The 26,954-nt window shown below is 66.5% G+C and carries 16 protein-coding genes; 7 read left to right on the forward strand and 9 right to left on the reverse strand.

Translation table 11 applies throughout. The features are described 5' to 3' along the window. Positions 1 to 26 precede the first annotated feature (26 nt). Positions 27 to 3,680, reverse strand: coding sequence for a UvrD-helicase domain-containing protein (locus F0U60_RS36935; RefSeq protein WP_395806747.1), 3,654 nt, complete (start codon positions 3,678 to 3,680; stop codon positions 27 to 29). Then, positions 3,673 to 6,927 carry a PD-(D/E)XK nuclease family protein gene (locus tag F0U60_RS36940; RefSeq protein WP_395806748.1) on the reverse strand — a complete coding sequence of 1,085 codons (3,255 nt, stop codon included), beginning with the start codon at positions 6,925 to 6,927 and terminating at the stop codon, positions 3,673 to 3,675. Before F0U60_RS36940 ends, F0U60_RS36935 begins: the two co-directional genes overlap by 8 nt. 40 nt (positions 6,928 to 6,967) lie before the next feature. On the opposite strand from F0U60_RS36940, the gene F0U60_RS36945 reads away from it, so the two are divergent. The 3 genes from F0U60_RS36945 (at position 6,968) to F0U60_RS36955 (ending at position 9,070) form a co-directional block, all read left to right on the forward strand. Continuing rightward, positions 6,968 to 7,885: a phosphatase PAP2 family protein gene (locus F0U60_RS36945; protein WP_395806749.1), complete on the forward strand. Its 918-nt coding sequence runs from the start codon at positions 6,968 to 6,970 to the stop codon at positions 7,883 to 7,885. A 56-nt stretch (positions 7,886 to 7,941) separates the two neighbouring features. Then, a complete protein-coding gene (locus F0U60_RS36950; RefSeq protein ID WP_395806750.1) occupies positions 7,942 to 8,397 on the forward strand; it encodes a hypothetical protein in 456 nt (151 codons plus the stop codon). A gap of 85 nt (positions 8,398 to 8,482) precedes the next feature. Then, the gene (locus tag F0U60_RS36955; RefSeq protein ID WP_395806751.1) at positions 8,483 to 9,070 is read left to right on the forward strand and encodes a hypothetical protein; all 588 of its coding nucleotides are present in this window, start codon (positions 8,483 to 8,485) and stop codon (positions 9,068 to 9,070) included. A 41-nt stretch (positions 9,071 to 9,111) separates the two neighbouring features. Here F0U60_RS36955 and F0U60_RS36960 read toward each other — a convergent pair whose 3' ends face one another. The 4 genes from F0U60_RS36960 to F0U60_RS36975 form a co-directional block, all read right to left on the reverse strand. Further along, positions 9,112 to 10,425: a glycosyltransferase gene (locus F0U60_RS36960; protein ID WP_395806752.1), complete on the reverse strand. Its 1,314-nt coding sequence runs from the start codon at positions 10,423 to 10,425 to the stop codon at positions 9,112 to 9,114. A gap of 12 nt (positions 10,426 to 10,437) precedes the next feature. Then, on the reverse strand, positions 10,438 to 11,346 hold the full coding sequence (locus tag F0U60_RS36965) for a metallophosphoesterase (RefSeq protein WP_395806753.1): 909 nt from the start codon (positions 11,344 to 11,346) through the stop codon (positions 10,438 to 10,440). 123 nt (positions 11,347 to 11,469) lie between these two features. Then, on the reverse strand, positions 11,470 to 14,436 hold the full coding sequence (locus F0U60_RS36970; RefSeq protein WP_395806754.1) for a choice-of-anchor D domain-containing protein: 2,967 nt from the start codon (positions 14,434 to 14,436) through the stop codon (positions 11,470 to 11,472). 276 nt (positions 14,437 to 14,712) lie between these two features. Further along, complete coding sequence (locus F0U60_RS36975) at positions 14,713 to 15,609, reverse strand: DMT family transporter (protein ID WP_395806755.1); 897 nt, start codon at positions 15,607 to 15,609, stop codon at positions 14,713 to 14,715. Positions 15,610 to 15,785: 176 nt separating this feature from the next. On the opposite strand from F0U60_RS36975, the gene uvrA reads away from it, so the two are divergent. Continuing rightward, complete coding sequence (gene uvrA, locus F0U60_RS36980; protein ID WP_395806756.1) at positions 15,786 to 18,671, forward strand: excinuclease ABC subunit UvrA; 2,886 nt, start codon at positions 15,786 to 15,788, stop codon at positions 18,669 to 18,671. Positions 18,672 to 19,396: 725 nt separating this feature from the next. Then, positions 19,397 to 20,173, forward strand: a complete 777-nt coding sequence (locus F0U60_RS36985) for a DUF4145 domain-containing protein (protein WP_395806757.1) — start codon at positions 19,397 to 19,399, stop codon at positions 20,171 to 20,173. A 672-nt stretch (positions 20,174 to 20,845) separates the two neighbouring features. Here the strand turns inward: F0U60_RS36985 and F0U60_RS36990 are convergent. From F0U60_RS36990 to F0U60_RS37000, 3 genes are all read right to left on the reverse strand, one after another. Beyond that, positions 20,846 to 21,280 (reverse strand): STAS/SEC14 domain-containing protein, encoded by a 435-nt coding sequence (locus tag F0U60_RS36990; protein WP_395806758.1) that lies wholly within the window; start codon positions 21,278 to 21,280, stop codon positions 20,846 to 20,848. Between the two features lie 817 nt (positions 21,281 to 22,097). Further along, complete coding sequence (locus tag F0U60_RS36995) at positions 22,098 to 24,005, reverse strand: endo-1,4-beta-xylanase (RefSeq protein WP_395806759.1); 1,908 nt, start codon at positions 24,003 to 24,005, stop codon at positions 22,098 to 22,100. A gap of 362 nt (positions 24,006 to 24,367) precedes the next feature. Then, positions 24,368 to 24,769, reverse strand: a complete 402-nt coding sequence (locus tag F0U60_RS37000) for a GFA family protein (protein ID WP_395806760.1) — start codon at positions 24,767 to 24,769, stop codon at positions 24,368 to 24,370. A gap of 127 nt (positions 24,770 to 24,896) precedes the next feature. Between F0U60_RS37000 and F0U60_RS37005 the strand changes: the two genes are divergently transcribed. Together F0U60_RS37005 and F0U60_RS37010 are read left to right on the forward strand one after the other, a co-directional pair. Then, entirely contained in the window at positions 24,897 to 25,889 is a 993-nt protein-coding gene (locus F0U60_RS37005) for a S8/S53 family peptidase (protein WP_395806761.1), read from the forward strand. A 154-nt stretch (positions 25,890 to 26,043) separates the two neighbouring features. After that, positions 26,044 to 26,889, forward strand: a complete 846-nt coding sequence (locus tag F0U60_RS37010) for a hypothetical protein (RefSeq protein WP_395806762.1) — start codon at positions 26,044 to 26,046, stop codon at positions 26,887 to 26,889. Positions 26,890 to 26,954: the final 65 nt, after the last annotated feature.

Below are 26,954 nucleotides of genomic sequence, written 5' to 3' on the forward strand. Positions count from 1 at the left end.
AGCGGGAAGAGCGAGGATCTCCCCCGTCAGACCCGAGCGCCGGGATGACAGTGTCCAACGTAGCCACAAGCCATCGTCTGGCAGGCGGATGCTGCCCTGCCAGGCCAGCGACCTTGGACGTCTGCCTCCACCAACCCCCGGGCGGCCTCTCGCAGGCGCTCGGCGATGGTCTGCAGGTCCGCGGAGAGCGCGGGGAACTCCGGCTCCGGGATGTCGTCTCCCAGGAAGGCCACACCCACCTCCACGGGGACGCCCTCGCGCACCAGTCGCCGCGCGGCCAACGACAGGGTCGCCAGTGCGTCGGCATGGGCCGCGACGCCCCGAGGGGAGCGTGGGCCTGGATTGAAGAGCACGACCCGAGCCTCTCCCGCCGGAGTCTCCCATAGGAGGTCCACCTCGCCTTCGAGGGCCGCCGATGTTTCACCCGGCAACGACAGCACGAAGGGCAACGCGCGATGCACGCTCGACGCGGGCGCCGTGGCCAGACGGCGAGCGAACGCAGTGCCCAAGAAGCGCTCCACGGTGGCGAGCGCCTCCTCCACTCCGTCCTCGCCCACCTCCCAGCCCACCTCTCGCACGAGCGCCTCCAGGCGGGACCGCCGCTCAGGGGCGGGCGTCCCGGCGAGGCGGAAGTCCACCACCCGAAGCAGGGTCAGCACCCGGTCCGAAGCACTCGGAGGTGGGGCGCCCCAGGCGTCCCGCTCGATGTACGGCGAGGACTCGCGCGGCGGCGTCTCCCAGGGAGCCCCCTCTGCACGCAAACCCAGCCGGTGCACGTACCGGTAGCGGCGCGGGCAGACGAGGAAGTCCTGCACGGCCTCGGTCCTCACCGTCACGACCTCGGGCGCGGACAGCGCCGTGCCCTCGTGGACACGCTGCACCGCCGCCTCGACGCGGGTCTCCTGCTCCGAGAGGTCCACGTCCTCCAGCTCGTCCGCCTCCGGAGGCGCGGGCAGGGTGTCCACGTCCAGGTCCTCGACGAGCCCGCGCAGCCGCGTGTCCTCCTCCAACCGCTCGTCGAGCAGGCACCACCAGGAGTCGGACGCGCCGCGCTCCTTGCCTCCAGAGAGGATGAGCCTGTCCCGAGCGCGGGTGAGCGCGACGTACAGCAGGCGCCGGTACTCGGCCGTCTCGCGCCGCCGCAGCTCGTCCTTCACCGCGTCGTAGCGGGGGGAGCGGTACTTGTCGAGGCTGTCCGGCAGCCACGGCCGCAGACAGAGACCATGGGTGCGCTCGAACAGGGCCCGCCCGCTGCTGAAGCGCCGCAGGCTTCCGAGCGAGGGCACCACCACCACCGGCCACTCCAGGCCCTTGGCCCGATGGATGGTGAGCAGTTGCACCGCACGAGGGTCTCCCGCCTCCAGCAGGTCCGCCTGTGCCTCAGTGGGCTCCTCGTTGGCCAGCCGCTGCAGCTCGCGAGCGAAGGTCACGCACGCGCCCGTGCCACGCTCGTCGCGTCGGCCCGCCAGCGCGAGCAGCTTCTCCACGTTGGCGCTCGCCTGCTCCGCATACGGAGTGCCCGCCAACGCCTCGCGGTAGCCCGTTACGTCCAACGCGGCCTGCAGGAGCGCCCGCACGCCAAGCCTGTCCCTCTCGCCCCGCAGCGATGGCAGCGCCGAGAGGAAGCGCTCCAGCCGCACCCGTTCACCCTCGGGCAGCTTCTCCAGGGCGGAGGAGCCCTCACGCTCCACGGAGGGAAGCGTCAGTCCCTCGGGCCCGGCGAGCCGGAAGAGCGAGGCGTCCGACAGCCCCACCAATGGCGAGCGCAGCACCGCGGCGAAGGCGAGCGAGTCCTCGGGGTCCGCCAGCAGCGACAGCAGCGAGGCCAGGTCCAGCACCTCCTGCGCGCCGTAGAAACCGCGCCCGCGCAGCACCCGGTGAGGAATCCCGTGACGGATGAGCGCCTGCCGGTACACCTCCAGGTGCGTGAAGGTCCGGAAGAGCATGGCCACGTCGCCGCCCCGCACGGGACGCCGCTCCACGCTCTCCTCGCTCACCGCCACGAGGGGCTCGGCGCCCGGAGCCAGCATCACCTTCAGCCGCTTCGCCACCGACTCCGCGTCCGCCGCACGCAGCTCGCCCGTGGAGAGCTCCTCGTCGTCCAACTGGAGCCGCTCCACCACCGGGGCAGGCAGTGGGGCCGGGCGCACCGGCGTGAAGTCATCCTCCTCGGGGACATACACCACCTCGTACGGGCGAGCGCCCCCTTCACCCGCCTTCAACACGCCCGGGAAGGCCTGGTTGAAGAAGTCGAGCAGCGGCGGCACCGAGCGCCGGTTCTTATGGATGAAGTCGAGCGTTCCGCCCTCAGCGACGATCTTGTCCGCCAGCACCTTGAAGACGGACACGTCGGCGCCGCGGAACTCGTAGATGGACTGCTTGCGGTCACCCACGACGCACAGGAAGGCGGGCTCGAGCGGGAGCGTGGCCACCAGGTCGTCATCCGGTCGCAGCGGGCGCGGGCCTCCGTCGCGCTTCTCGGCGAGCAGCAGCACCAGCTCGAGCTGCAGGCGGTTGGTGTCCTGGAACTCGTCCACCATGAGCGCGCCCATGCGCTCCTGCACCTGACGGCGGAAGTCCGGGTTGTCTCGCAGCAGATCGCGCGTCTTCACCAGCAGCGCGGTGAAGTCCAGCGCGTTGCGCCGGACGAACTCCTCCTCGTGGCGCGCCTCCACCTGCGCGAGCAGCGAGCGGAACGAAGCCTCAAAGGGTGCCGTGCGCCAGCCCGCGTACGCGTCCTCCAGCCGCATCACCGAGCCGTCGCTCTTCCCGAAGAGGCACCAGTACAGCTCCTTCATCGAGTTGCCCGGCTCCTTCTTCAGCCGGCGCACATCTCGTCCATCCTCGAGGAAGGCCGCCTTGAGCGAGGGCAACCGCTCGGGCTCGAAGCAGTTCTCCGGCGTGAGCCCATCCAGCGCACGCTCGAGCGCCTCGCGCAGGACGCGCCACTCGCCTTTGGCGTCCAGCTCGGCCACGGTGGCGCAGAGCTGACGGCACCGTTCGACGAGGGCTTCCAGTCCGGCACGGGCCTCGTCCACGTTCGAGATGCGGGCCTCCGCCGCGCGCAGGCCCTCCTCGCGCAGCTTGCCGTAGGTGGCGGTCAGTGAGGACACCAGGCCCTCGGTGAAGTCCGAGCCCGAGAAGGTCAGCTCCTGGCACAGCTCGCGCACGCCCGCGTCACCGGCCTCCAACGCGTCCAGCACCACGCGCTCGCACACATCCACCACGAGCGTGCGGGCCTCCAGCTCGTCGAGCACCTCGAAGGACGAGTCCACGCCCGAGCCCGGCGGTGCTCGACGCAAGAGCTGGCCGCACAGCGAGTGGAAGGTACCCACCGAGGCCGAGCCCAACTCCTCGCGCAGGGCCCGCCACGTGTCTCGCGAGGGGAAGGGACGGCCCAGCCGCTCGAGCGAGGCCCGCAGGTCCAGCTCCTTCACCTCCTTCGGCTCGGTATGGACGAGCGTATCCAGGCGAGCCCGGACACGCGCGCGCATCTCCGCGGCGGCCTTGTCGGTGAACGTCACCATGCACATCCGCGAGGGACGCAGGGGCTTCATGCCCTCGCGCGTCCCCGTCAGCAGGTGCAGCGTCATCGTCACCAGGCTGTACGTCTTGCCCGCGCCGGCACCCGCCATCAGGGCGAGGTTCTTCTCCAGCGCCAGGGGAGAGGCCTCACTCATACGAAGAGCCCTCCTCCTCCACGAGCCGCCGCTCGGTGATGCGGCACACGGGGCGGTAGCCGCAGCTCCCGCAGTCCTTCGGTCTCATGGCGAACTGCCCCGCCCGCACCGTGCGGATCAGCGCCTCCACCGCGTTGGCCAGGTTGGGCTTCGCCTCCGCCGCCATCCGCGCCCGTACCTCTGGCTCGGTGGACAGCAGCTCCTCCAGCTCCACCGCGTCCTTCTCCAACACCTCCGAGAGGTAGATGACCTCTCCCGTCCGCAGCGAGAACCACGCGGCCTGGCGCGTGTTGCGGTGACCGCTCACCCGAGCCGCGTACAGGTACAGTGGGAGCTGGAAGTCCGAGTCGAGCAGCTTCTTCTTCAGCTCCGACTTCGACAGCTTGCCGGACTTGTAGTCGATGACGCCCACCTCGCCACCCGCCATGTCCAACCGGTCGATGGTGCCCTCGAAGTGAATGACCTCCTCGCCCACCTGGAGCGTCACCTTGTTCCACCCCTCCGCCGGGTTGCGAGGCCCGAAGCGCAGCTCAAAACCCGCGGGCTCAAAGCGCTCGAACGGCAGGCCCCGCCGCTCGTCCATGAGGATGCGGCGCACCATGTTCTTCGCCCGCTCGCGAGCCAGGCGCCACAGCGCCGGATGGCCCACGTAGTGCCGCTGCTCGAAGTGCTCCCGCACCTCGTCCAGCACCGCGTCCAACAGCTCTTCCGGTAGCTCGTCGAGACCTCGGCCCAACAGCTTGCGCTCCTTGAGCCGCTTGAAGAACTCCTCCAGTACGCGGTGCCAGAAGACGCCCTGCCCCCGGCGATCGAACTCCTCTCCCGGCTGCTCCGGCTCGGGCACCTTGAGCCCGTAGGACAGGAAGCCTTGGAAGCCGCAGTTGCCGAAGCGCGCGAGCGCCGAGGCCGACAATGGACGATCCTCGTCGAAGCGGAACGCCTCGCGAACCGCCTCGCTCAGGGCCGGATCATCCACCGCACCCGTGTAGCGGCCGGCGCCCTTGCGCGTATCGCCGAAGAAGTGCAGGCGTTCGATCTCCACCTGCACCATCTCCTTGGCCGCGACGAGCCACGGCGCGCCCTCGAAGCGCTGCTTGAGCACGTTCCGGGCAGGGTCCGGCACGGAGACGCGCAGCCGCTCGTTGGCCAGCGACTCCAACACCACGCGCTGGCGCAGCTCCGACTCCGTGAGCACCTCGTCGAGCGGCGCGATGGCCGGCAACGAGCGCGTCACCCATGAAGCACCCGTCAGCCGCCGCACCTCCTCCAAGAAGGCAGAGGGCGCCTGCTCCTGGCCTCCCGGGCCCTCCACCGAGAAGGACAGGCTCACCGTCTCCTCGGCGGCGGCCAGGACGCTGGCGAACAGGAGCCGGTCCTCGGTGAGGCGCCACGGCGCGCGATCCTCGAACTCGCCGCCCGTGAGACGGAAGATGTCCCGGCTCAGGTGCTTGTTGAGGGCGATCCGCTCGGTGTCACCTAGCAGCGGATTGGGCTCCTCGCGGCCGGGGAATCGACCCTCGGCCATGCCCCCGAGGAAGACATGGGCAAAGGAGCGGCCCTCCAGCTCGTGGACGTCCAGCACCTCCACAGCACCCGTCACGGGCCCACGCGCCGGCAGATGCACGTCGCGCATCGCGTCCTGCAACCAGCGACCGAAGGTGCGCCGCCTCAACCGGGGCCCACCCCCCACCACCGCGAGCGTCCGCTCCAGCTCCCGGACCCTCGCCGCGAGCGCGACTCGCGCCGCATCATCCCGGGCCCGAGCATCCAGCCGAAGCGCTCCCAGCCCCTCGTCCGCGGGCGTATCCAACGCCCCCTCCGAGTCCATCAACCCCAGCCGCTGCACCACCTGCCACCACGCAGCGAGCAGCTCCGAGGCACGGCCCTGCTCCGGAATGCGGCGACAGGACTCGATCAGCAACAGGCACCGCTCGCGCAGCACCCGAGCCTCGTGGGCGCGCCGCTGCTCCTTGGGACGCACCTGGTTCGGCAGCGGCTCCAATCGCTTCGCCAGAGCCTCCAGGCGAAGGTCATACGCGCCCTTGCCACGCGCCGCACCCAGCCGATCATCCCGGACGGCCGCGAGCGTGAGGAGCGTCGCCGGAGCCTCGGGAGCCCCCCGGGAGAGCGTGGGCGCGTAGCGGCTGGAGATCACCTCCGCCACACGCTCGGCGGGGAAGCCATCCTCCACCAGCAGGGGCAGATCCAACGCCAGGCGCACCGGGCCGGCTAGCGCAAGCGGCTCGCCCCAGGGCAAACGAACGGGCACTCCCAGCTCGGAGAACGCGTCCGCCAACCAGCGGGCCTCGGGTCCCAGGTCACGCCACGCCACGGCAATGCTTCCAGGGGCCACCCCGTCGGACACCAGCCGACGCACGTCCCGAGCGATGAGCCGGGCCTCGTCCCGAGCCGCCCCGGCGCTCCACATCCGCAGGCCCTCCACCGCGCCCTGGAGCACGTCCTTCGGAGCCCGGGGCGAGAAGAGGTGTCGACCGAGCTCCACCATCGGGCGGGACTCGAAAGTCACGTCCGCCTTGAAGAGGTCCACGTGGGGGAGCGTTTCACCGCGGTTCTCGAAGGCGCGGAAGAGCGCCGCCAGAGCCGCGTCCGCCACCGGGGAGCCACCCACCGGAGTCTCCACGCGCAGGGTCACTCGGCGCGCATCACAGGCGGCCGCCAGGGCCATCAACAGCTCCAGCCCGGAGGGCCGCACGTCGTAGATGCCGTGCAGCACGAGCGTGCCCACGTCATCCCAGGCCGCGGGCCAGGCGTTGCGCTCCAAGGCCTCGCGAGCCCCGCGCACCACGTCCTCGCGATCCGCCAGGCCCAGCTCGGCCATCTTCTGCTCGTAGGCGTGGTGCAGCAGGGCGAGCATCCGAACGCGGTTGCGCCGCTCGGGAGGGAGCACCTCCAACGCATCCTGCAGCTCGCGCGGGGAGAGCCGGCCGGCCTTGAGATCCAGCAGCACGTCCAGCGCAGCGCGGGCGAAAGCGGGCTCGTGGACGAAGTCGCCAAAGGGCGTGGAGCCCAGTCCCTGTGCGAGTGAGCCCACCACGGTGCGCGCCGCGAGGGGTGGGCACGGGCGCCGTCCCAACTCGCGAGCCCCGCCAAGGGCCTCCAGGAAGCCGTCCCACGTCAGGAAGGCATCTCCCCGAACGACTCCAGCGGCGCTCCGGGCCGCGCGCAGAGCGGCCTGGCGGCGTCCGGTATCGGGGTAGACCTGGAGGGTACGACGAGGAGAGGACATACGAGGGCGGGGATTCTAGAACGGGGCGAGGGGGGCATTTATGCTCGCCGACATGCCTTCTGCCCTCCACGTTCTAGCGCTCGCCTCCCTGCTTGCCACCTCCCCTGTGTTGGCCGAGGCCCAGCCCCGGGCCCAACAGGCATCGGACGCCCCTACGCTCCATGAGTTGAACTTCAACTGGACCCGCGACGGGGTCATCACCGGTGTCGCGGGGGTGCTGTGGATCGGCAGCGAGGGCCTGTTCAAGGACCAGCTCGTCCCAAAGACCTGCCGCTGGTGCGACCGCTCGGCGGACGGCGTGGACACGCTCAACGGGTTGGACCGATGGGGTCGGGGCGTGGCGGCGAAGACTCCGGAGGGCCGCGATCGCTGGGACACGTGGAGCAACATCCTGGACTTCGGCGTGCTGCCCGTGGGGGTGCTCGGAGGGCAGTACCTGCTGGGCTCGGCGAGCGGAGCACCTCCGCGCTACTTCGCGCAGGACGCCACCATCATCATCGAGTCGGTGGTGATCGCCTCCCTGGTGAACCAGGGAGTGAAGTTCGCTGTCGGCCGCGAGCGCCCCTTCGTGCACGTGCTGCCCGAGGACCAGAAGGGTCTCACCGAGCACCCCAACGACAACAACCTGTCCTTCTACAGCGGACACACGAACATGGCCTTCGCGCTCGTCACGGCGGCGGGCACGGTGTCCGAGCTGCGCGGCTACAAGAACCGCTGGCTCATCTGGGCGGTGGGCCTGCCGGCGGCGGCGTCGATGGGGCTGCTGCGCATGGGCGCGGACAAGCACTACCTCACGGACGTGCTGGTAGGTGCAGCGGCGGGTACCCTCTTCGGCGTGGGCGTGCCCCTGCTGCTCCACGGGCGCCAGCAGCAGGCGCAGGCGCAGCCACGAGCCTCGGACATGTCCATGAACGTGTCCGGCGGCCTCGGCGGCGTGGTGCTGTCCGGTCAATTCTGAGTGTGGCCCCCTGTCCTGCGCAAAGGAGACCCATCACAAGCTGGGGCCTACTCAGAATGATGCGGCTGTTGCTCGCGATAGCTGGAGCACTCCAGCTTTCGTGCACGCAGATCGTCATTGGCCACATCCCGCCGTCCACGTTTCAGTTCACCAACGTCGTCCCCCACGCCGGTCCAGGGACAGGTGGATGGAAGGTCGCGCAAGTGCTTGTCTTGCTGGGCAGGCTTTCACCCATCTTTCCCGCAACTGCCACCTGCGAAATCGAGGTCGGCGTTCCGGAGGTGAATTTGAACGGGCCGGTTCCGGATGACTTCGCACAAGAGGCAGCAGCCAAGGCCTCCGACGAGGCCGCCCGCCTCGTCATCAAAGAGAGGCAGCCAACCGCACTGGCTTGTAATCAGTTCAAGAAACACATGGAGCACATCATGGGAGACCGGACTTTCGGCACGATTCCTGGCACTCGAGTCACCGGGTTCCAAACGATGGGTATCCCCAGGAAGACCTTTCCGTGAGAACGAAAGCGCCATCGCACCACCGAGTGAGCAAGAACACTCCGGTGCGCCCCTCCGAGCGAAATGATTCGAGGAGCGCCCACCCATGAAGCCGGAGGAACTGACGGCCGACGCACTCATCCAGCTTGTTCACCGCTACTACCCAGTCGGTCTCGGCAACGAAGATCCTCGTTACAAAGAGTCAGAAGAGAGCCAACGCCTCACCCAGTTGATCCACGCCAACATAGGGGGAACACAGGCATGGAAGGACCTGGTTCAGCGGCTTCGTGAGGAGCTCCCCGACTGCGACATCGCGGACGCAACGGTTCCTTGGCATGATCCCTGTTATATCTGCCGCGTATCCCTTCCGGGTTTCGTGCCAGGAGCCATCCGGTACGACTGCGTCGTCTGCCTGCTGAGCCAACTCGCACCGGTGTACGCCCTCTACGCGTCCCATATGGAGAAGACGAGTCCCCCTGAGCAGAAGGCCTGGCTCCGCTTTCCGCCGTTTCCACCCGAGTTCCAGTCCCACGAGGCAAAGCTCGCCAGGCTCATCGAATCCACGTTCGGATTCACTCGCCTGTCCAATGATGTCCTCTTTACCCCCGTGCCGGACCTCGTGCCACGGGTAGGCCACTGCGAACTCGGTGAAGCACAGCTCATCGACTGTCTGTTCACCTGGTACCGCTGGTGAGCAGGACTCCCGCTCACCAGTCGTCATGTGAATCAACGTGCCTACCCCATCCTCGCCGCGTCCTGCAGGCGCCGCTCGATCTCGTCCGCCGCGAGCACTTCGGCGCCCTCCTTGCTGGCGTTGACGCCGAGCGCCTTGGCCCGCTCAACAACCTGCGGCTGCGTCACCTCTCGGAGCGCCGCGACCAGGCTGTCCACTCGGAGCTCGCGCCGCGGCAGCATCGTCCCGATGCCCTTCTGCCGCACGAGGTGTCCCCAGACATCCTGCGCGAAGAAGGCAGGAACAATCACCGAGGGCACTCCGGCCGAGGCCACCGCCCCCGTCGTCCCCGCTCCTCCGTGGTGAACGACTGCCTTGACTCGCGGAAAAAGCCAGTCGTGCGGCAAGTTGTCATCCACGTACACGTTCGCGGGAAGCTCACTCCGCCCATCCACCGTGTTGCGATGCAGGATGCCCCGCTGGCCCGTGACGCGCAGGGCCTCGAGTAGAATGTCCGTCACCGCCTTCTTGTCGTGCACGCCCCAGCTTCCGAAGCCGATGTAGACGGGGGGCTCTCCCGCGTCCATGAAGTCCTTCAAGCGCTGGCTGGGCTTCTGCTGTGCCGCGAGGCGCCAACGCCCGGTCTGTGCGAACCACTCGGGCCAGTCATCGGGCCGCGCCAAGAGATGCTGGCTCCACGCCACCAGCACCGGCAACCGGAAGAGCAGCCCCGGCCGGAGGTTCTCTCCGAGCAAGTCCACCGGCAGCCGGTGCTCCCTCCGCCACGCATTCACCAGGTCCCACGAGAACAGCCCACCCGCGATGTTCTTCAGCCGGGTCGCGGCGACATTGAGGAACGCATTCCGCTCCTGGATGCGGTTGTCCAGGACGCAGTAACGCCGCGTCGGAATGAAGCCTGGATCAAAGAAGGCCTGGAAGATGGGAATGCCGCGCCGCTCGGCGATGGGGAGCGCCGGACCCGTGAAGGCCGCGTTATTGATGAGGACATCGGCTCCCTCGCTTGCCTTCCAGAACTGCCGCAGCTGTGACGGGACCATGCGCCGCTGCCACGACACCATGAGCTTCACCCCATCCGCCCCCCCGGCGCTGCTCGCGAGGGAGTGCATGAGGTCCTCGGTGCCGTCCTCCTCCATCTCGAAGAACTCGAGCCCGTGCTCCTCGACAAAGGAGCGGAAGGGCGCCCTCGCCGCGAGCAGAACCCGGTGACCCCGGCGGACGAGCTCCGCGCCGAGCGCCACGAAAGGCTGAACGTCACCTCGCGAGCCCCACGTGAGCGCCGCGAACTGGAAGGACGCCTTGCGCTGAAAGTGGCGCAGGTACGCCCGAGGCCAGAGAGACCTATCCATCACCGCCATGTCAGTTCCCCTTCAGACGCCCGTGCCCAGGGGCTCGGGTTCCTGGGGCGAGGGCAGCGAGCCCAAGCCCCACAGCGACCCGGCCTGCCAGGACACCTGGCCGGAGATGCCCCATCCCGCGCAGACCACCTCGTGGCCCTGGAGCTCCATCCAAAACACCGACTCTTCGGGCCGCGTCGCCTGGTTCAGGCACGCCACGCGCGTCACCGGCCGTCCCCCCTGCCCTCCGAGCGTCACCGCGAAGGCTCGGTGCGAGTGCCCGCACAACACCCACTTCGGATGCACCTTATCCACCAGCTGTCGGGTGATGTGGTTCCCAATCCAGGATGTCGGCAGCGTCCGGCCCGGCGGAGGCACCTCACGCTCCTGCGCCCGCTGAGGCAGACCCCGCGGCCACTCATGCACCAACATCAGGTCCACATCGCGCAGCTGGGAGACCTTCTCCACCTCGGGCGCGCGGAAGTACCCGGCCTGCTTCGCTGTATCGAGTGAGCGCGGACGCTTCAGCGGCTGCTCGTAGAAGCGCGGCGCGTGGATGCCCGACAGGTACCCCACGCGCAGCCCGTGCAGCTCCTTAAGGCCTGCTCGCCCCAGGTAGTGCACGTTCGGCGCGAGTTGGAGACCATCCGGGGCGTCGTGCAGCGCCTCAAAGTCCTCGTTGTTGCCGCCGATGAAGTACAGCGGCCGCTTCATGGTCCGGACACCGTCCGCATACTCAGCGAACTCGGCAGGCATGCCGCGCTTGGCCGCCTTGCGCCGGTGGTCGTCCGCGTGCCGGAAGGCCTCCACGTCGCCTACCGCCAGCACCATGTCCACCCGGCGGCCCCGTGCTTCCTCCAGCACGTCGAGCCACGCCTCCACTCGGTGGAAGCGACCGTGGATGTCTCCCACACCGGCGACCAGGAGCGATTCCGGAGCCATCGTACCCACCACCCTGCCCCGCCCCACGCACTCTGTCGAGTGGGATTACCTTGCAGTGTGTCAAAAATGAAAGAGGAGCGCCCCGAAGAGCGCCCCCCCTCTCGTTACTCATCTTCCGCGGCTCTAGCAACCCACCGGGTACGTGATTTCCACAGCCGCCCCGGGGCCGGGAGCAGCGTCCACGTCGAAGATGACGGTGTTGGTGGTCGGGTCGTACGTCCACCCGCTCGTCACCTCCGCACCGTCCACCCGCACCACGATGCGCGTGGTATCCGACGGCTTGTCGCTGAGCGGGAAGGAGCGGTTGGGGCCGAAGGCGTTCTCCGAAATCCGCTCGAGCGAGGCGGCCCAGTTGGCCGTGCAGATGCTCTCCACGACGCCCCCGGTGTTCTGGGCGAGCTGGATGTAGCGGCTGCCGGAGCTGCTGGCGCGGGGGCAGGAGCTCAGGTCGCTCGGTCCGGCGATGGCGGAGAAGAGGACCTTGGAGCGGTCATCCCCCTTCAGGGCCAGGAGGAACGACTCGTAGAAGGACACCGACTGCGGCGAGAAGTCCTCCTCATCGGTGACGGCGATGACGGCCAGCTTGGCGTCGTCGCGCAGGAAACCGGCGTTGCCATCCATCGGCTGCGGCGAGCGCGGGTCATCCATGTTGTACACCAGCGGATCCGCCAGGGCGCGATACATGGCCTCCAGGCCCTGCTCGTTCCAGTGGCACACGCCCACGCTCGTGTTGCGAGCGAAGACGGTCTCGGCCGCCGGCGTGGAGGGCGTGATGATGCGCGGCGACGAGCCGTCGACGGGGTAGAAGCGGCCGTTCTCCCCCCCCTCGGCACCGCCCGGGCACACCGACCAGCCGCCCGAGGAGCGCTCGAGGCCGGTGGTGGTGACGGCGATGTGGTAGTCCACGCCCGCGGCAGCCGCGTGAGTCAGGAAGGCCGAGAAGTTCGAGCCCAGGTTCTGCTGCTCGTCCATCATCGAGCCCGAGTTGTCCACCACGAACAGCACGTCCACCTTGGCCTGCGACTGCTGGACGAAATGGTCCGTCTGGTCGTTCTTGAGCACGCCCTCTCCCACCATGCTCACGGTGTAGGGCGGGCCCGAGTCCAGCTCGAAGCGCAGCGCGGCGGAGTCCTCCCCATCACTCTGCGGCTCGTACGTCACCTTGACGCGGATCTCGCTGTTCGCGGCGAGCACCGCCGGGAAGAAGAAGGGATGCGCCACCTTGAAGTCGCTGGCGTCACCGTCGAGGCGCAGGTTCTTGAGCAAGGTGGGCCCGAGGCACTTGTTGTAGACGATGACCTCGCGTTCACGAGGGCCGCACGTCAGCCGCGTGGTGCCAAAGTCCAGGTGGGTGGGCTGCACGGAGAAGCAGCCCTGCACGCCCTGGCCGTGCAACGGAATCAGCAGGTGGCCATTGCTGGGGTGGTTGACCCAGCCCTCCGCCAGACCGGAGAACTCCCCCTCCGAGCCTGGCTTGAAGCGCACGCGCAGCACGGCGCGCTGCCCTGGCAGGAGCACCTTGTTGCCCGTCTCGTTCGCCGTGAAGGCCGTATCCGAGCCCTCGGCGACCTGCATCCCGGCCACGAAGCACTCGGTGGGGCCGACGTTGCGAATCGCCGCGCCGAGCGTCACCTCGGAACCCACCGGCACGTTGCCGAACTCCACCGTCGCTGGCTCCAGCCTGTACTGGCAGGGAGAGAACACCTTACCCGAGCCCAGCACTCGCACCACCTCGGTTGAAGTGCTGATGCCGTTGAGGATCTTCACGGCGAGCTCCGCCTCACCTGCCCCCACGCCCGCGCGAGGCATGTAGGTGATGGGGACGGAGACGGACTGTCCCGCGGGAATGGGCTGGCTGGAGGGCGCCGTGGCCAACATGAAGTAGCCGCCCTTTTTCGTGGTGAGCTTCAGGTCGCTCAGCAGCACGTCGGTGCGGCAGCGATTGAGAACCTGCACGTCCCGGGTGGCATTCATCCCCTCGGCGACCGTGCCGAAGTCGAGCGGATCCGGCTGCAGCACCACGCACGAGGTACCGCCCTCTCCCGTGAGCGTCACCTTGGGCCCTGGCTTGGTGGTCCCCACGGGCCGCACATCGAGCTCCAGCCGCGCCGCGGGCACGGGACCGCTGACCTTGGGCGTGAAGGCGACCCGCACCTCCACCACCGCGCCCGAGGCGAGCACGTTGCCCGGCGGCAGGGTCGAGCTCACCACGCGAAAGACGTTGCCCGAGTCGTCCACCAGCTTCACCCCGCCGAAAGACATGGGCTCGGTGCCGAGGTTGCGCACCGTGATGCGCTCCTCGGAGGTGGCCCCCACCGCAACGCGGCCGAAGTCCACCCGCAGCGGCGTCACCTCCAGGAGCGTGGCGATACCCGTGCCCGACAGCGCCACGACGATGGGCTCACACGTGGGACACGCCACGCTCACGCGCGCCTGGACCGAGGCCGCGCCCAGCCGCGTCGGCAAGAAAGTCAGCGGCAACCGGCGCTCCTCTCCGGGCTGCAGCACGAAGGCCGCGCCCGACTCACTCGAGCCGAACTCGTCCGCGTCCGCTCCGTCGAAGTCCAGGCGCACCGGGCTCTCCACCTGCGTGGGGTTGCGCACGACGAGCTCGCGCGCCTCCACGCGGCCCAGCTCCACGTTGCCGAACTCGATGGCGCGCACCGGCACCTCCACCCACGCCTTCACGCCCTTGCCCGCCAGGTCGAACTGCGCCACGCCGTCCTTGCTCACGTTGTCGGCGTCGGTGAGCACCTGCAGCACGCCCGCGACCTCGCCCTCCACGGCCGGCGTAAAGCGCACCTCCACTTCCTGCTCTCCGCCTGCCTTCAGCTCGAAGGCCTCAAAGGGCACCACTTCCACATTGGGCAGGGTGGCCGTGGCTCCGTGGACCTTGAATGGCGCGCGGCCCCCGTTCGACAGCCGCACCTTCATCGTCTTGGTCACACCCACTGCCGAGAGGCCAAACTCCAACTTCTCAGGCGATGCCCTCAGACCCGACTGGGCACGCTGCGACGACGGCCGCTCGCAGCCCACGACGACCAGGGCCAACAGGCACGCTGCCGTGCACACCCACCTAAAACCCAACATTGGAGCCTCCCCGATCGGCGACGCGCACACGGTCCGCACGATCTCCAGCCACACCGGGGGTGAGGGCTCTGCAACCTCGGGGCCCTGGCAAACAAACGACACACCGCTGAAACAAATCGCGGGGCTGCAGGGAAAAGTATTGGACTCAGATGGGAACCCACCTACCCACTGGAGCGCGTTTCCTGAAAAGTTTTCCGAACTGCCCGCCAGATGACGGGAAAAAACCGGATCTCACAGGGCAAGGAAGGGAAACGCGAACTCCCCAGAACTCCCCGCTCAGGAAGAAGGTCTGGACGCCGGAATGAGCAGGCGGGGAACCAGGCCCGTGCCCCACAGCACGCCCCCCATACACACCAGGGAACCCAAGACGGAGAGGGGTTGGAGAGGCTCGCCCAGCAGGAGCGCGCCGAGCAGCCACGAGAAGGCCGGGGTGAGCTGGGTGGTGATGCCACCTGCCGCGGCCGTCACGTAGCCCATGGCGTAGGTGAAGATCATCTGCGCGATCACGGAGGACAGGCCCACGCCGAGCAGCGGCAGCAGCATGTCCCAGCTCAGGGGCCGCCAGTCCTGCAAGGCGAAGGGCAGGCCGAACAGCAGCCCGAAGAAGCAGAAGGACAGAAAGATGGAGGCGGCGTCCGTGTCGCCGCGCAAGGCCCGCAGGGCGATGACGGCCGCACCACTGAGCAGAGCGGAGGCCGCCCCGGCCCAGGCCCCCACGCCCAAAGTCAGGCTCATGCCCCCCTGCACCGTGCTCCAGATGACGAGCCCCGCCCCAAAGGTGGTAGCCACCAGCCCGGACGCCAGGTACCCGTTCACCTGCTCCTTGAGGATGAAGATGCCGAGGATGGCGGCACAGATGGGCCAGCAGGCGTTGAGCAGCGTGGCGGGCCCGACCGCGAGCCGGTCAATGGCCATGAAATAGAAGTAGACGGAGCCGCCCCCAAAGATGCCGCGCAGCGCCCACAACCCGGGCCGCCCCATGCGCGGCCGACGCCCGATGAGCGGGAAGTAGAACGCGAGGAACACCAGCCCGATGGCGAAGCGCGCGCACACCACCTGTCCCACCGACAGCCGGCCCGCCACGCTCCTCGCGCACAGGGCCATGACCGCGAACATGAGGCTGGAGACGACGAGCAACGGAGAGCCGCGCAGGCGCTCGGGGATGTGGGGCATCGCGGCGACACCGTAGCCCGGAACCCTCTACCTCCCCAGCCCCCGCGCGCTCGCCTGCCCTCCCCCTTCGCGGGGAGGGATTCGCCTTGAAAATCCGTTCGTTCAGGACCATTCAACCCACGGCGCGCCCACATTCCCCCTACCTGCGCGCCCTTTCAGTGGTAGATCGCGCCCCCATGTCCGAGCCCGACGTCATCTCCATCCGAGGAGCCAAGGAGCACAACCTCAAGAACATCTCCCTGGAGATTCCGAAGAAGAAGCTGGTGGTGTTCACCGGCGTCTCCGGCTCCGGGAAGAGCTCGCTGGCGTTCGACACGCTCTACGCCGAGGGCCAACGCCGCTACGTGGAGAGCCTGTCCGCCTACGCGCGGCAGTTCCTTGGGCAGATGGAGAAGCCCAAGTACGACACCATCCGAGGCCTCTCGCCCACCATCTCCATCGAGCAGAAGGCGGCCAGCAACAACCCGCGCTCGACCGTGGGCACCGTCACCGAGGTGCACGACTACCTGCGCGTGCTCTTCGCCTCCGTGGGCGTGCAGCACTGCCCCAATTGCGGCAAGCGCGTGGGCAAGCAGAGCGCCCAGCAGATCGTCGACACGCTGATGGAGTCGCCCTCGGGCACCAAGGTGATGGTGCTGGCGCCGGTGGTCTCCAATCGCAAGGGCGAGCACAAGGACATCCTCACCGAGGCGCAAAAGCGCGGCTTCTCCCGCGCGCGTGTCGACGGCAAGGTGAAGAGCCTCGAGGAGCGCATCGAGTTGGACAAGAAGTCCAAGCACGACATCGCGCTCATCATCGACCGGCTGGTGCTCAAGCCGGAGATCCGTACGCGCCTCACGGACGCCGTGGAGACGGCGCTGCGCGAGGGCAAGGGCATGCTCATCATCACGGATGAGACGGGCAGCCCAGCGAGCGATCGCATCATGAGCGAGCTCAACGCCTGCCATGCGTGCGGCCTGTCCTTCGGCGAGCTGTCCCCCTCCTCGTTCTCCTTCAACAACCCGCTGGGCATGTGCCCGGACTGCAACGGCCTGGGCACGAAGGCGGAGATGGATCCGGACCGCATCGTCCCGGACCCCTCGAAGAGCCTGCGCGAGGGCGCGGTGGAGCCGTGGGCCAGCGGCATGAACAAGGGCGAGGGCTGGACGGCGGACTTCGTCGAGAGCCTGGCCGGAGCGTTCGACATCGACCTGGACACGCCGTACGCGAAGCTGCCCGCGAAGGCGAAGAAGATCATCATGTACGGCGTCGAGGGCAAGCGCTTCACGGTCCAGTGGGGTGACGGCGGCCGTTACGAGATGGAGTGGGAGGGCCTGGTCAACAAGCTGATGCGCGGCTTCAAGACGACCACGTCCGAGGCGATGCGCGCCTACTACCAGAAGTTCTTCAGCGACAAGCCGTGCCCCACGTGCGACGGCGCGCGCCTGAAGCCGGAGAGCCGGGCGGTGAAGGTGCACGGGCGCTCCATCGTGGAGCTGAGCCGGCAGACCATCGGCGACGCGCTGCGCTGGCTCAAAGACATCCAGCTCACGGAGACGGAGCGGAAGATCGCCACCGAGCTGCTCAAGGAGATCCGCAGCCGCCTGGGATTCCTGGAGGACGTGGGCCTGGCGTACCTGACGTTGGACCGCACGGCGTCCACGCTGTCGGGTGGTGAGAGCCAGCGCATCCGGCTGGCCTCGCAGATGGGCAGCGAGCTGACGGGAGTCATCTACATCCTCGACGAGCCGTCCATCGGCCTGCACCAGCGCGACAACGGCAAGCTGCTGGCCACGCTCAAGCGGCTGCGAGACCTGGGCAACTCCGTCGTCGTGGTGGAGCACGACGAGGAGACGATGGAGGAGGCGGACTGGCTCGTGGACTTCGGACCGGGCGCGGGCGAGCTGGGCGGCCAGGTGGTGGCCGAGGGCACCCCGGCGCAGGTGATGGAGAACGAGAAGAGCTCCACCGGCGCGTATCTCTCCGGCCGCAAGGAGATTGAGATCCCCGAGACGCGCCGCGCGCCCGGCAAGGCGAAGGTGGTCATCCAGGGTGCGAAGGAGAACAACCTCAAGGACGTGACGGTGGAGATTCCCCTCGGGGTGTTCGTGGCCGTCACCGGCGTGTCCGGTGCGGGCAAGTCCACGCTCATCAACGAGATCCTCTACCCCGCCGCGGCGCGACACCTGTACGAGAGCCGCGAGGTGCCGGGCAAGCACAAGGCGCTCACCGGCCTGGAGCACCTGGACAAGGTCATCGACATCGACCAGCGGCCCATTGGACGGACGCCGCGCAGCAACCCGGCCACGTACACGAAGCTGTTCGACTCCATCCGGGACGTGTTCGCGATGACGCCGGAGGCGCGGGCGTTCGGGTACACGCCGGGACGCTTCTCCTTCAACATCAAGGGCGGACGCTGCGAGGCGTGCGAGGGCGATGGCGTGAAGCTGGTGGAGATGCACTTCCTGGCGGACGTGTACGTGCCGTGCGAGGTGTGCAACGGCAAGCGCTTCAACGAGGCCACGCTGCGAGTGCTCTACAAGGGGAAGAACATCGCCGAGGTGCTCGAGATGAGCGTACGCGAGGCGATGCAACACTTCAGCGCGCACAAGGACATCATGCGCGTGCTGCAGACGCTGGAGGATGTGGGCCTGGGCTACATCCGGCTGGGGCAGAGCTCGCCGACGCTGTCGGGCGGAGAGGCGCAGCGCATCAAGCTGGCGCGCGAGCTGGCGCGCGTGGCCACGGGCCGCACGCTGTACATTCTCGACGAGCCCACCACGGGTCTGCACTTCGAGGACATCCGCAAGCTGTTGCAGGTGCTCAACCGGCTGGTGGAGGCAGGCAATACAGTTCTGGTCATCGAGCACAACCTGGACGTCATCAAGAGCGCGGACTGGGTGATCGACCTGGGTCCCGAGGGCGGCGCGGGCGGAGGACAGCTGCTGGCCACGGGAACGCCGGAGCAGGTGGCTGAGGTAAAGGAGAGCCACACCGGGCGCTACCTCAAGCACGTGCTGACGAAGTCCCGGAAGCACCGCGTGGGCCGCAAGCCCTCTGAAAAGGCCGCCCCCGCAGCCTGACAGTTCATGAGCACGCCGGGGCGGCGGGTTCGATTCCCGCCGCCTCTAATAGTGTATAGGCGGAATGGGGGCCGTGTGGAGGGAGAGGGCTGGAGCCGAGGGGGAGAGGAACCACTATGGCTCCAAGTCCTTGCGCGGCACCGAGGTGGCTGCGCTCTTCTACTCGCTGATTGAGCCGGCGCGTCTGCGGCGTATAGGCGGCGTATAGGTGGGATAGAGGCCATGTTGAGGGTGAGGGCTGGAACGCAGGTGCCGAGGAGGACCGCTGACAGGGGCCGCCCGGGCAGTGAGCCAAGCGGGTGGACAGGCCGCGCAGCCCCTTGAGGTACACGACTGCCCAGGCCGCGCTTGCATGGGGTGCGCGGTAGGTGACTGGGCCTTTTGGCTCTGGGGTGGCGTAAGCCTCAACACCACGCGGCCTGGGGGGGCCCTCGCTCCGGGGCCAGCCTCGCACCTGCCCTGGGCAGGCCCAGGTGCTCCACAATCGCTCTCACCCCTCCCGCTTCCTTCACGTACGCCAGCACTCTCCGCCTGCCTCCACTCCTCACGCAGGCCAACACCTCCACCGCGAAGGTCCTTCGTCGTCGCCCTGCCCAGTCCACTCGCGCCCTCCCCTTCTTCCTCGTTTCCTGCCTCGCAGCTGCCTGGGGCGCCACGCTCGCCTCCTCCTCTCCTGCTTGGGGGACCAGAAATGGCCGCAGTCGCGCGCCTGGAGCGACGACGCCGTGCAACCTTGTGAGGTTTGCTTCAACCGTGACCTGTGGCTCGCGACCTTCACGTCGTATTCAACGCCCCCTTGGCCGTGCCCCGTCTGCGCCGCCGGCACGCTGGCACTTGAGAAGGACACTCTCCTCACCCGGGAGTCGTTCGAATCCAAGAAGGACCGGGAGCCGTACCCGGAAATATGGGACTACGATTGGACCTACGGCCACTTCACCGCCCTATTCCAATGCACGCACGCCGACTGCTTGTCGTCCGTCACGGCATGCGGGGACTACCGCGTGACGCGCGAGGACGATGAGGAGGTCGGGGAACGGTATGACTACGTCTGTACTCCTACTCACTTCAATCCAGCTCCACCCATGCTCCGCCTACCTCGCGGGTGTACGGACGCCATCGCGAACGAGCTCACATTGGCTTGGGGGCTCTACTGGAGTGACCCAGGCGCCTCCGTGAATCATATCCGCACGAGTCTCGAGCGCCTGATGGACTACCTCGCCATCCCGCCACTGTCCAAGCTCCACCATCGCATCGAAGCGTACCGGCACAAGGAGCCCGAGTTGGGCGAGCATCTCATGGCCATCAAGTGGCTCGGAAATTCAGGAAGCCACGGTGATGACGGGCTGACGAAGGAGGATGTGCTGGATGCACTCCCCCTTCTCGAACACGTCTTGGGCGAAGTCTTCGAGATGCGCAGCAAGGAACTGAACCGACTGCGCGAGAAACTCCTTGAGAAGCACGACCCGAAGCGAGCGAAGAAGGCGCCAGAGGTTGGAGCATAAGAAAAAGGGGAGGCCGGTTGAAGGTGAGGGATGGAGCGGAGGGGCCGAGGAGAGCCGCGGACGGGAGCCGCCCGAGCTGTGTGCCAGGCCCGTGTAGGGGGCCGAGCACCCCCATAGGGCACACTGCTGCCCAGGCCTCCCTCCCCTCAGGGCGCGGCAAGAGCCTGAGCTGGGCCTGTGGGTTGTCTTGAGCGCCTCAACACCTCGCTGCCTGGGGCGCCTCGTTCGCCTCCTCCGCACCTGCTTGGGGGAGTCCAGGTCGTCCCCCAGGAACGCCACCGGGAAGAGCGGCTCGCCCTCCTCCCGGTAGCGCGACAGCGTCACGAGCAGCTCGCTGATGGGCTCGCCCACCTGCGCGGAGCCCAGCCCGGCCTCGCTGAGAAAGGAGGAGATCGCCTCCGACAGCAGGTGGCGGAAGGACAGGAGCGTCGAGGCGCCCGGCTCCACGGGACCCAGGTTCGTCCGGGGCCCGGAACATTCGACTCCTCGTCTGAAGCCAGGAAGAGCATGGGGAGACACCGAGGCGACCGGCCAGGACCTGGAATGAATTATCCATCCTTCGGGCCCTTCGCGCTCCTTCCGAGTTTCCCGGGGACGTGCGATGCCGGCAATCCCTCCAGGCATCCGGGCGCTCCCGGTGATGGCGGGGCGACACTCCCCTCTCTCCCGAGGTCAGAGGTGGAATCGCTCGAGGATGCCCGCGGCGGCCTCGGCATGGCCCACATCCCTCATCCGGTCCGCGGCCCAGGTCACCGCCCGTGCCATGTCCTGCACGGCCACATAAGGCGTGGGCATGGGCATGACGTGGAAGACGGTGCTCATCGTCAGCCGGATGAGGGGCGAGGTGACGATGAACGCACAGCCGACGACCAGCTCGCGCATGGGCCGCTCGTATTGCCGCAGCCACTGGAACAGGCGCTGGCGCTGGCGCGCCGTGGGCAGGGTCAGCCGCATCGTGTCGAGCACACTGACGTAGGGCTCGCCGCGCCGCAGGTAGAACTCCCCCTGGAGGAGGTACTCCTCATAGTCCTCGTCGGACATCTGCCCCTCGAAGCGGCACACGAGCATGGGCCAAAGGGAATCATCGTAGAAGAAGGAAGCGGCCATGGCCCTATGCACCCGGCTCCAGGAGTCGGCGGCCATCCATGTGGCTCGGAACCACGACGCACCACGTGAACGTCATGCCGCCTACCCTATCTCCAATGCCACCCCGCCAGAACACACGGCGCGAGCGAGGCACCTCGAAGGACAAGGAGACGAACCGCCGCCGCCCGCCCTTCCCGAGCGGGTGGCCGGCCTCGGGAATCTGATTCCTCGAATAGACTCCACCCCTCGCCTTCCAGGGCACCCCGCTTCTCCGCATGGGCCGCGCGCGACACGAATGTGACACGAGGCCACCCGTCCCCCAGCGCCACTGTCTTCCACCCGGATGACACTCCCAGGCGCAGCCGGTGCATACCCCACGTGTGCGGCGCTCCCCCAAGCAGGAGAGGAGGGAGCGAACGTGGCACCCCAGGCAGCGGTCAGCAAGGAGCCAAAGAAGGAGAGGCGTATAGGCGGGATAGAAGCCATGTTGAGGGTGAGGGTTGGAGCGGAGAGGCCGAGAAGGGCCGCTGCCGGGGCTAGCAAGGCCGCGCGCCGCGCCAGTACACGGGACGGTGCAACCCCTTGGGGCACACCCCTGCCCTGGCCGCCCTCGCTTGAGGAGAGAGGCAGGGGAGTTGGGGCGTGTTGACAGCGGCTGCGCCAGGTTCAGCACCACGCCCGCTGGGGTGGTCCCCGGGCCGGGGCCCGCTTCAGAGCCTGCGTGGGAAGTTCCAGGTGCTCCAATATCGAGCGCACCCCTGCCGGGGCCGTCACATACGCCAGCACCTTTCGCCTGCCTCCACAGCGGGCGCAGGCGAACACGTCCAGCGCGAACGTCCTACTGAGCAACTCGGCCCAGTCTATTCGCGGCGTCTTCTCCTTCATCGGCTCCGTGCTGGCCGCTGCCTGGGGCGCCACGCTCCTCTCCTCCGCTCCGGCTTGGGGGACCAGCCTTTTTCAGCTCCCTGCGCATGTAGTCCACCGCGGAGCGCCGCCCGTACGATTCGTCGAAGGGCAGTGAGTCCGCCAGTTCCGCGCCCCAGTTGGGCGACAGGTAGTTCGTCTTGCCACCTGCGTTTACCGGGCCGGACATGGAGCCGTAGCGATCGGTGAAGCCCCACGTGCCGAAGCTCTCGCAACCCGGGCTGGCCTGGAACTGCAGGCACACGGCGAGCTTGTCGGAGAACAGCGTGGGCCGACTGGAAGCGTCCGATACGTCGAGCTCCGACACGCGCACCTTGACATGCGCCTGCGCGATCACCCTCTGCATGGCCGCCCGTAGATCGGCGGCCAGGGCCGGATCGTCGTCGGGGTCGTAGTTGTGTGATTGGAACCCGATGCCGTCAACCAGCTTGCCATAACCCAGGCCGTTGATGTAGCGCACGAAGGCAATCATGTTGTCGAGTTTGTCAGCCGAACCGGCTTGGTCGATACCGAACTCGTTGATCCAGTTCTCGGCGCTGGGATCGATCTCCTTCACCTTGCGCAGCGCGTCGATGTAGATCTGCAGGCCGAACGCCTTGTACCAGACCGAGAGGTTGTTCTCGTCTTCGGCGCCACTGCGTAGGCCGTAGGGTTCGTCGCTTTCGTACGAGAAGATCTCGTTCAGGGTGTCCCATTCGTGCACACTGCCCTTGTATCGCGTGACCAGGGTAGTGATGTGGTCCATCAGCGCTTGCCGCAGCGCCGGGTAGTTGCGGGCGTCGTACAGGCTCCAGATCCACTGCGGCAGCGCCTCGTGCCACACCAGCGTGTGGCCGTGCACGCGCATGTTGTTCTTCGCCGCAAACGCCACCAGCGCATCGGCCTCGGCGAACGCGTACTGGTCAGGCTGTGGGTGGATGGCCTGGAACTTGAAGTGCATTTCCGGCGTGATCATCGAGTAGTTCTCGGCCAGGACCTGGCCGTACTTCGCATCCGACAGCAGCGCGTCGGCGTTCGCGGCCGCGCCGATCCACAAAGGCTTGGGCAGACCTTGCGCCAGCGAGCGCAGCGAGTCCGCAGGCGGGGTGTAGGCCCGCAGCATATCGGCGCCGTTGTCGGCGATCTGCGCGTCTTGCGCCTTGATGCTGGTGATCGAGAAGCCGCCCCCCAATTCGGCGTCAGCGCCGAAATACAGCTTGCCCTTGCTGAACACCGGGTGGTTGTCGGATTCCTTAAAGCGGCCGATCTCCTTGCCGTTGACACTGAAAATCAGCGCCGTTCCCTGCCGGTTAACGCCGAAGGTGACGCGCGGGCCCAGGCCTTGGGCGCTGAAGTCCTGCTTGATCATGTCGACCCACACCTGGGCCACGCCACGAGTCAGGCCCAGGCGCACGTTGCGACCATCGATGCGCCATTCGTCGTAGCCGATCGGCAGGCTGCCGTAAAGGTCGACGAAGGCGCCCTTGTCCGGATGGACGGCTGCGTCGACCTCGATCTCGACGGAGAAATTCGCCGTGAAATCGAGGCGCGGCCCCATCAGGTTGATCGGCGGATTCAGATACCACTTGCCGCTGGTCTTCGGGCGGATCTTGCGGTCGAGGGGAACGACCGTGAGGGTCTTGCCGTCCCAGCCCGTGCCCGAGAACTGGCTCCAGTTGTAAGGCGCTTGCAGCAACTCCACCTTCGCGGTGGCGGCATCGTTGACTCGGGTGAGCTTACGAGACTGGACCGCGGTCGAGTCAGCCGCGCTCCCCCCGCAAGCCGCCAGCGCCGCGCTTAGAAGGAACGCCAAACCCAGGGCTGGCAACAGTTTCATGGCCATTGCAGGCATCTCCTTGTCGATCTTGTTTCAGCCATCTTCACTTCCTCCACAGTTGCACATCATTCGCTGCTCGACCAGTCAGAATCGGGCGCACGCGGCGCCTCTCCTAATTCTTAAGGAGTCTTGAATTTAATGTAGGCGTACTCGAACCTTGAGCAGATGTCGTAGTCTGCCTTCTTCGATGTAGGGCGCCTTTGCCATTCGTTTTACGACCCTTAAGTGTTCTGTTCAGAGGCAGATATTGAACAGCGTGCGCAGAAGCGTTCCTATTGGCAAGCTAGCACGTGAGGTCCTTGGAAAGCCGGTCGCGCTATCCGTACTGGAAACATGCCCCAGTTGAGATTGACAACGGCCGCAGCTATTCAAAGATGCCGCGTCTCGGCCGGCGCCGCATCCCAATCGTCATTGCGCCCGTCGACGTACGTGATGGGCGCCTCCGCCAGCACCGCATCGTCCACGCCATCCAGGCAAGCCACGTTCACCGCATAAAAGGTCCCGCGGCGCGGCGAATCGCCGATGACGAACGGGCGGATGCCGCACACGGTGCAAAACGGATGCTGCTCGCGCTTGCGGCCGAAGCGGTAGGTCGACAGCATCTCGCTGCCGGCCAGCAGGCGGAACGCGGCGGGGGCGACGACGGCGCCCCAGAACCGGGTCTTGAAGCAGATCGAGCAGTTGCAGCGCGTCGTGCCCTGGCCGAGGTTGATGTCGGCTTGGAATCGGATGCCTCCGCAGTGGCAACTTCCGTTGTAAGTACTCGTCATCGTTTAATTTTTCCCATGGGGAAGTATTGTCGTGGCAATATCTATAAATTGCCACGTTTCAAGTAACAGATGGGGCAGTGTTTGAAATCAGGCAACGGCAGTGCCATCGTCATCACGCAATACACCCATGATCAAATCGTTTTTCCAGCTACGCTACCTCGCGCTACGCGAAGCGCTCGCCTGCATCGGACTCGGCCTGCGCGACGTGCGCCATGGCGGCCTTTGGTGGCGCTCTTCCTTGTGCAGCATCGGAGCGCCCCAGTTCGCACCCAAAATAAATCCGGTCGAGCTAGCTTTCTATCCCTTCAATCCGAACGCTTTGGACCGCCTCGACCGATTCATCCAGAAGTATCGCCAGGAGGTCCGTGTCAGCTTGGAAGGCTACCGGAACCTTCTAGTCAAGCAGTATCGACACAAAACGAACAAGCATATTGTGCCGATTCTCTATTTTGTTGCGTTGTACGATGAATTGCTTGAGCGCAACCCGAGTGCCATTATCTCGTCGTCGTTCTTCACGACGGCGGACCCATTCAAAGTCTTCCCGAACTCGTTCAAGCCCCGAAGTGGGGCTTTGTTGTTCAGCGCAGCGCTCAACACACCCGGCGACGTCGAGGACACGCCCTACGAGCCGCAAAAGACCTTTTGGCAATTGCGGCATGACTACGGTGTCGTTCTTGTTGGCGGCACAGACACGAATGGAAAGGCGTTCGGGATGTCTTCGAGTAAGGGCGCGGGGCTGTCGTGTCTCGCTCGCGGAGCCGGTTATAAAGGTCGTTGTGTCACTGAAGACGAACACGGCGCGAGTTTCGCAACCCCAGCAGTCGCGTCAATGCTGTTGGTCGCGCGCTCCTTTTGGCGGCTCAACAATGAGCACGTCTCAGGGGTGGCGGCAAAACGGAGGCTGCTCCTTGCATCGCGGCCGTACCTTCAATTCAAGCAGTCCGCTGCAATGGGCAGCCCCCAGCCCGATAAGCTCTTCCTAAAGGGAGGATCCTATGCATTTTTCGAAGGGGCAGTCGGCCGTCGCGCTGCCACTCCTCAGAGGGTCGGTCACCTTACCAATCCGCCGACGGCGAAGACAACACGCGCCGGTTTAAGCGAGGTGAAATCACCGGCATAGACTTCCAGTCCGATTCGGACTTTCTCTTCTTCGACGACATCCAGCGTTGGGTGCCAGCGAAGATTGTGTCTCTCAATCTGTCGTTTCAGCAAAACGGCGTGACCGTCCCATTCAATCGCGCCGCCTACCCAAACCTGGAGGGTCTTGTCGCGCCATGAAGACGAACGTGTGGATGCTCGCCGCTATCGCGGTGCTTGGACTGAATCTCGGATGCAAGACAGCGTACAACAAGATTACCGTCGAGAAACTCAAGGACGTGGTCGGCACCGATTATGACTCGTATCGCTGGTTCAGCTACCCAACCGACAATTTTGGTGTAGGGACGGCATACGCATCAAAGGAGCGCTTCAAGAAGCAGGTGTCAATCTGCGACTCGGCGAATTGCTTCGGTGTGAGTCCGGCCTCCTTCGATGAATGGCTCGCGCTGAAAGGATTCGCGGGTGTTGGCAAGAATGGACCGACCATTACGCTCAGCGAGGAGGAGAAGACGAAGCTTAGTGCCGAACTGGATGGTCCGAAGGTTGCGCAATTGCTGAACCTCGGCGCGAACGTCAATTACACCAAAGGTGTCACCACCGAGGTCCGGCTGGGACGTGCATATCCGCGGCGTCTGCTTCTGCAGCCAACGCTCGACTACATCAGTAAGCTCGACTCTTCGCAGCTGGTGAAGAAGGCATTCGACGCGGGAACGCTAATTCTGATCGCGAACGACCTCGTGATGGAGGGCCTGAGCGTCAATCTCTGCGTCGATAAGAGCATCAATCCGGAGCTGACTGCAAAGCTCGACAACAGCGTAGGCAAGATTATTGGCGCAAATGCTGCCGTGGCGATGAAGGTCGAGACGGCAACGACGGGTTGTTACACGCTCGCGGCACAGCAGCCCATCGTAGTTGCCGCTCTCGCCGTCGAGCAGCCAGCGGCTGGTGAGCTTTCGACAAACCCAAACGACGAGTGGCAAGGGTGGACTCGGCATAAACTGCTCGACATCAAACTCGACTGAAGGCCCGGCTTTGGGCGTTAAAGGGCCCGCTCAGAATTTACTGAGCCATGAGAGGCGCGCTCTCC

The organism is Archangium minus (assembly GCF_044360475.1).
GTDB lineage: Bacteria > Myxococcota > Myxococcia > Myxococcales > Myxococcaceae > Archangium > Archangium minus.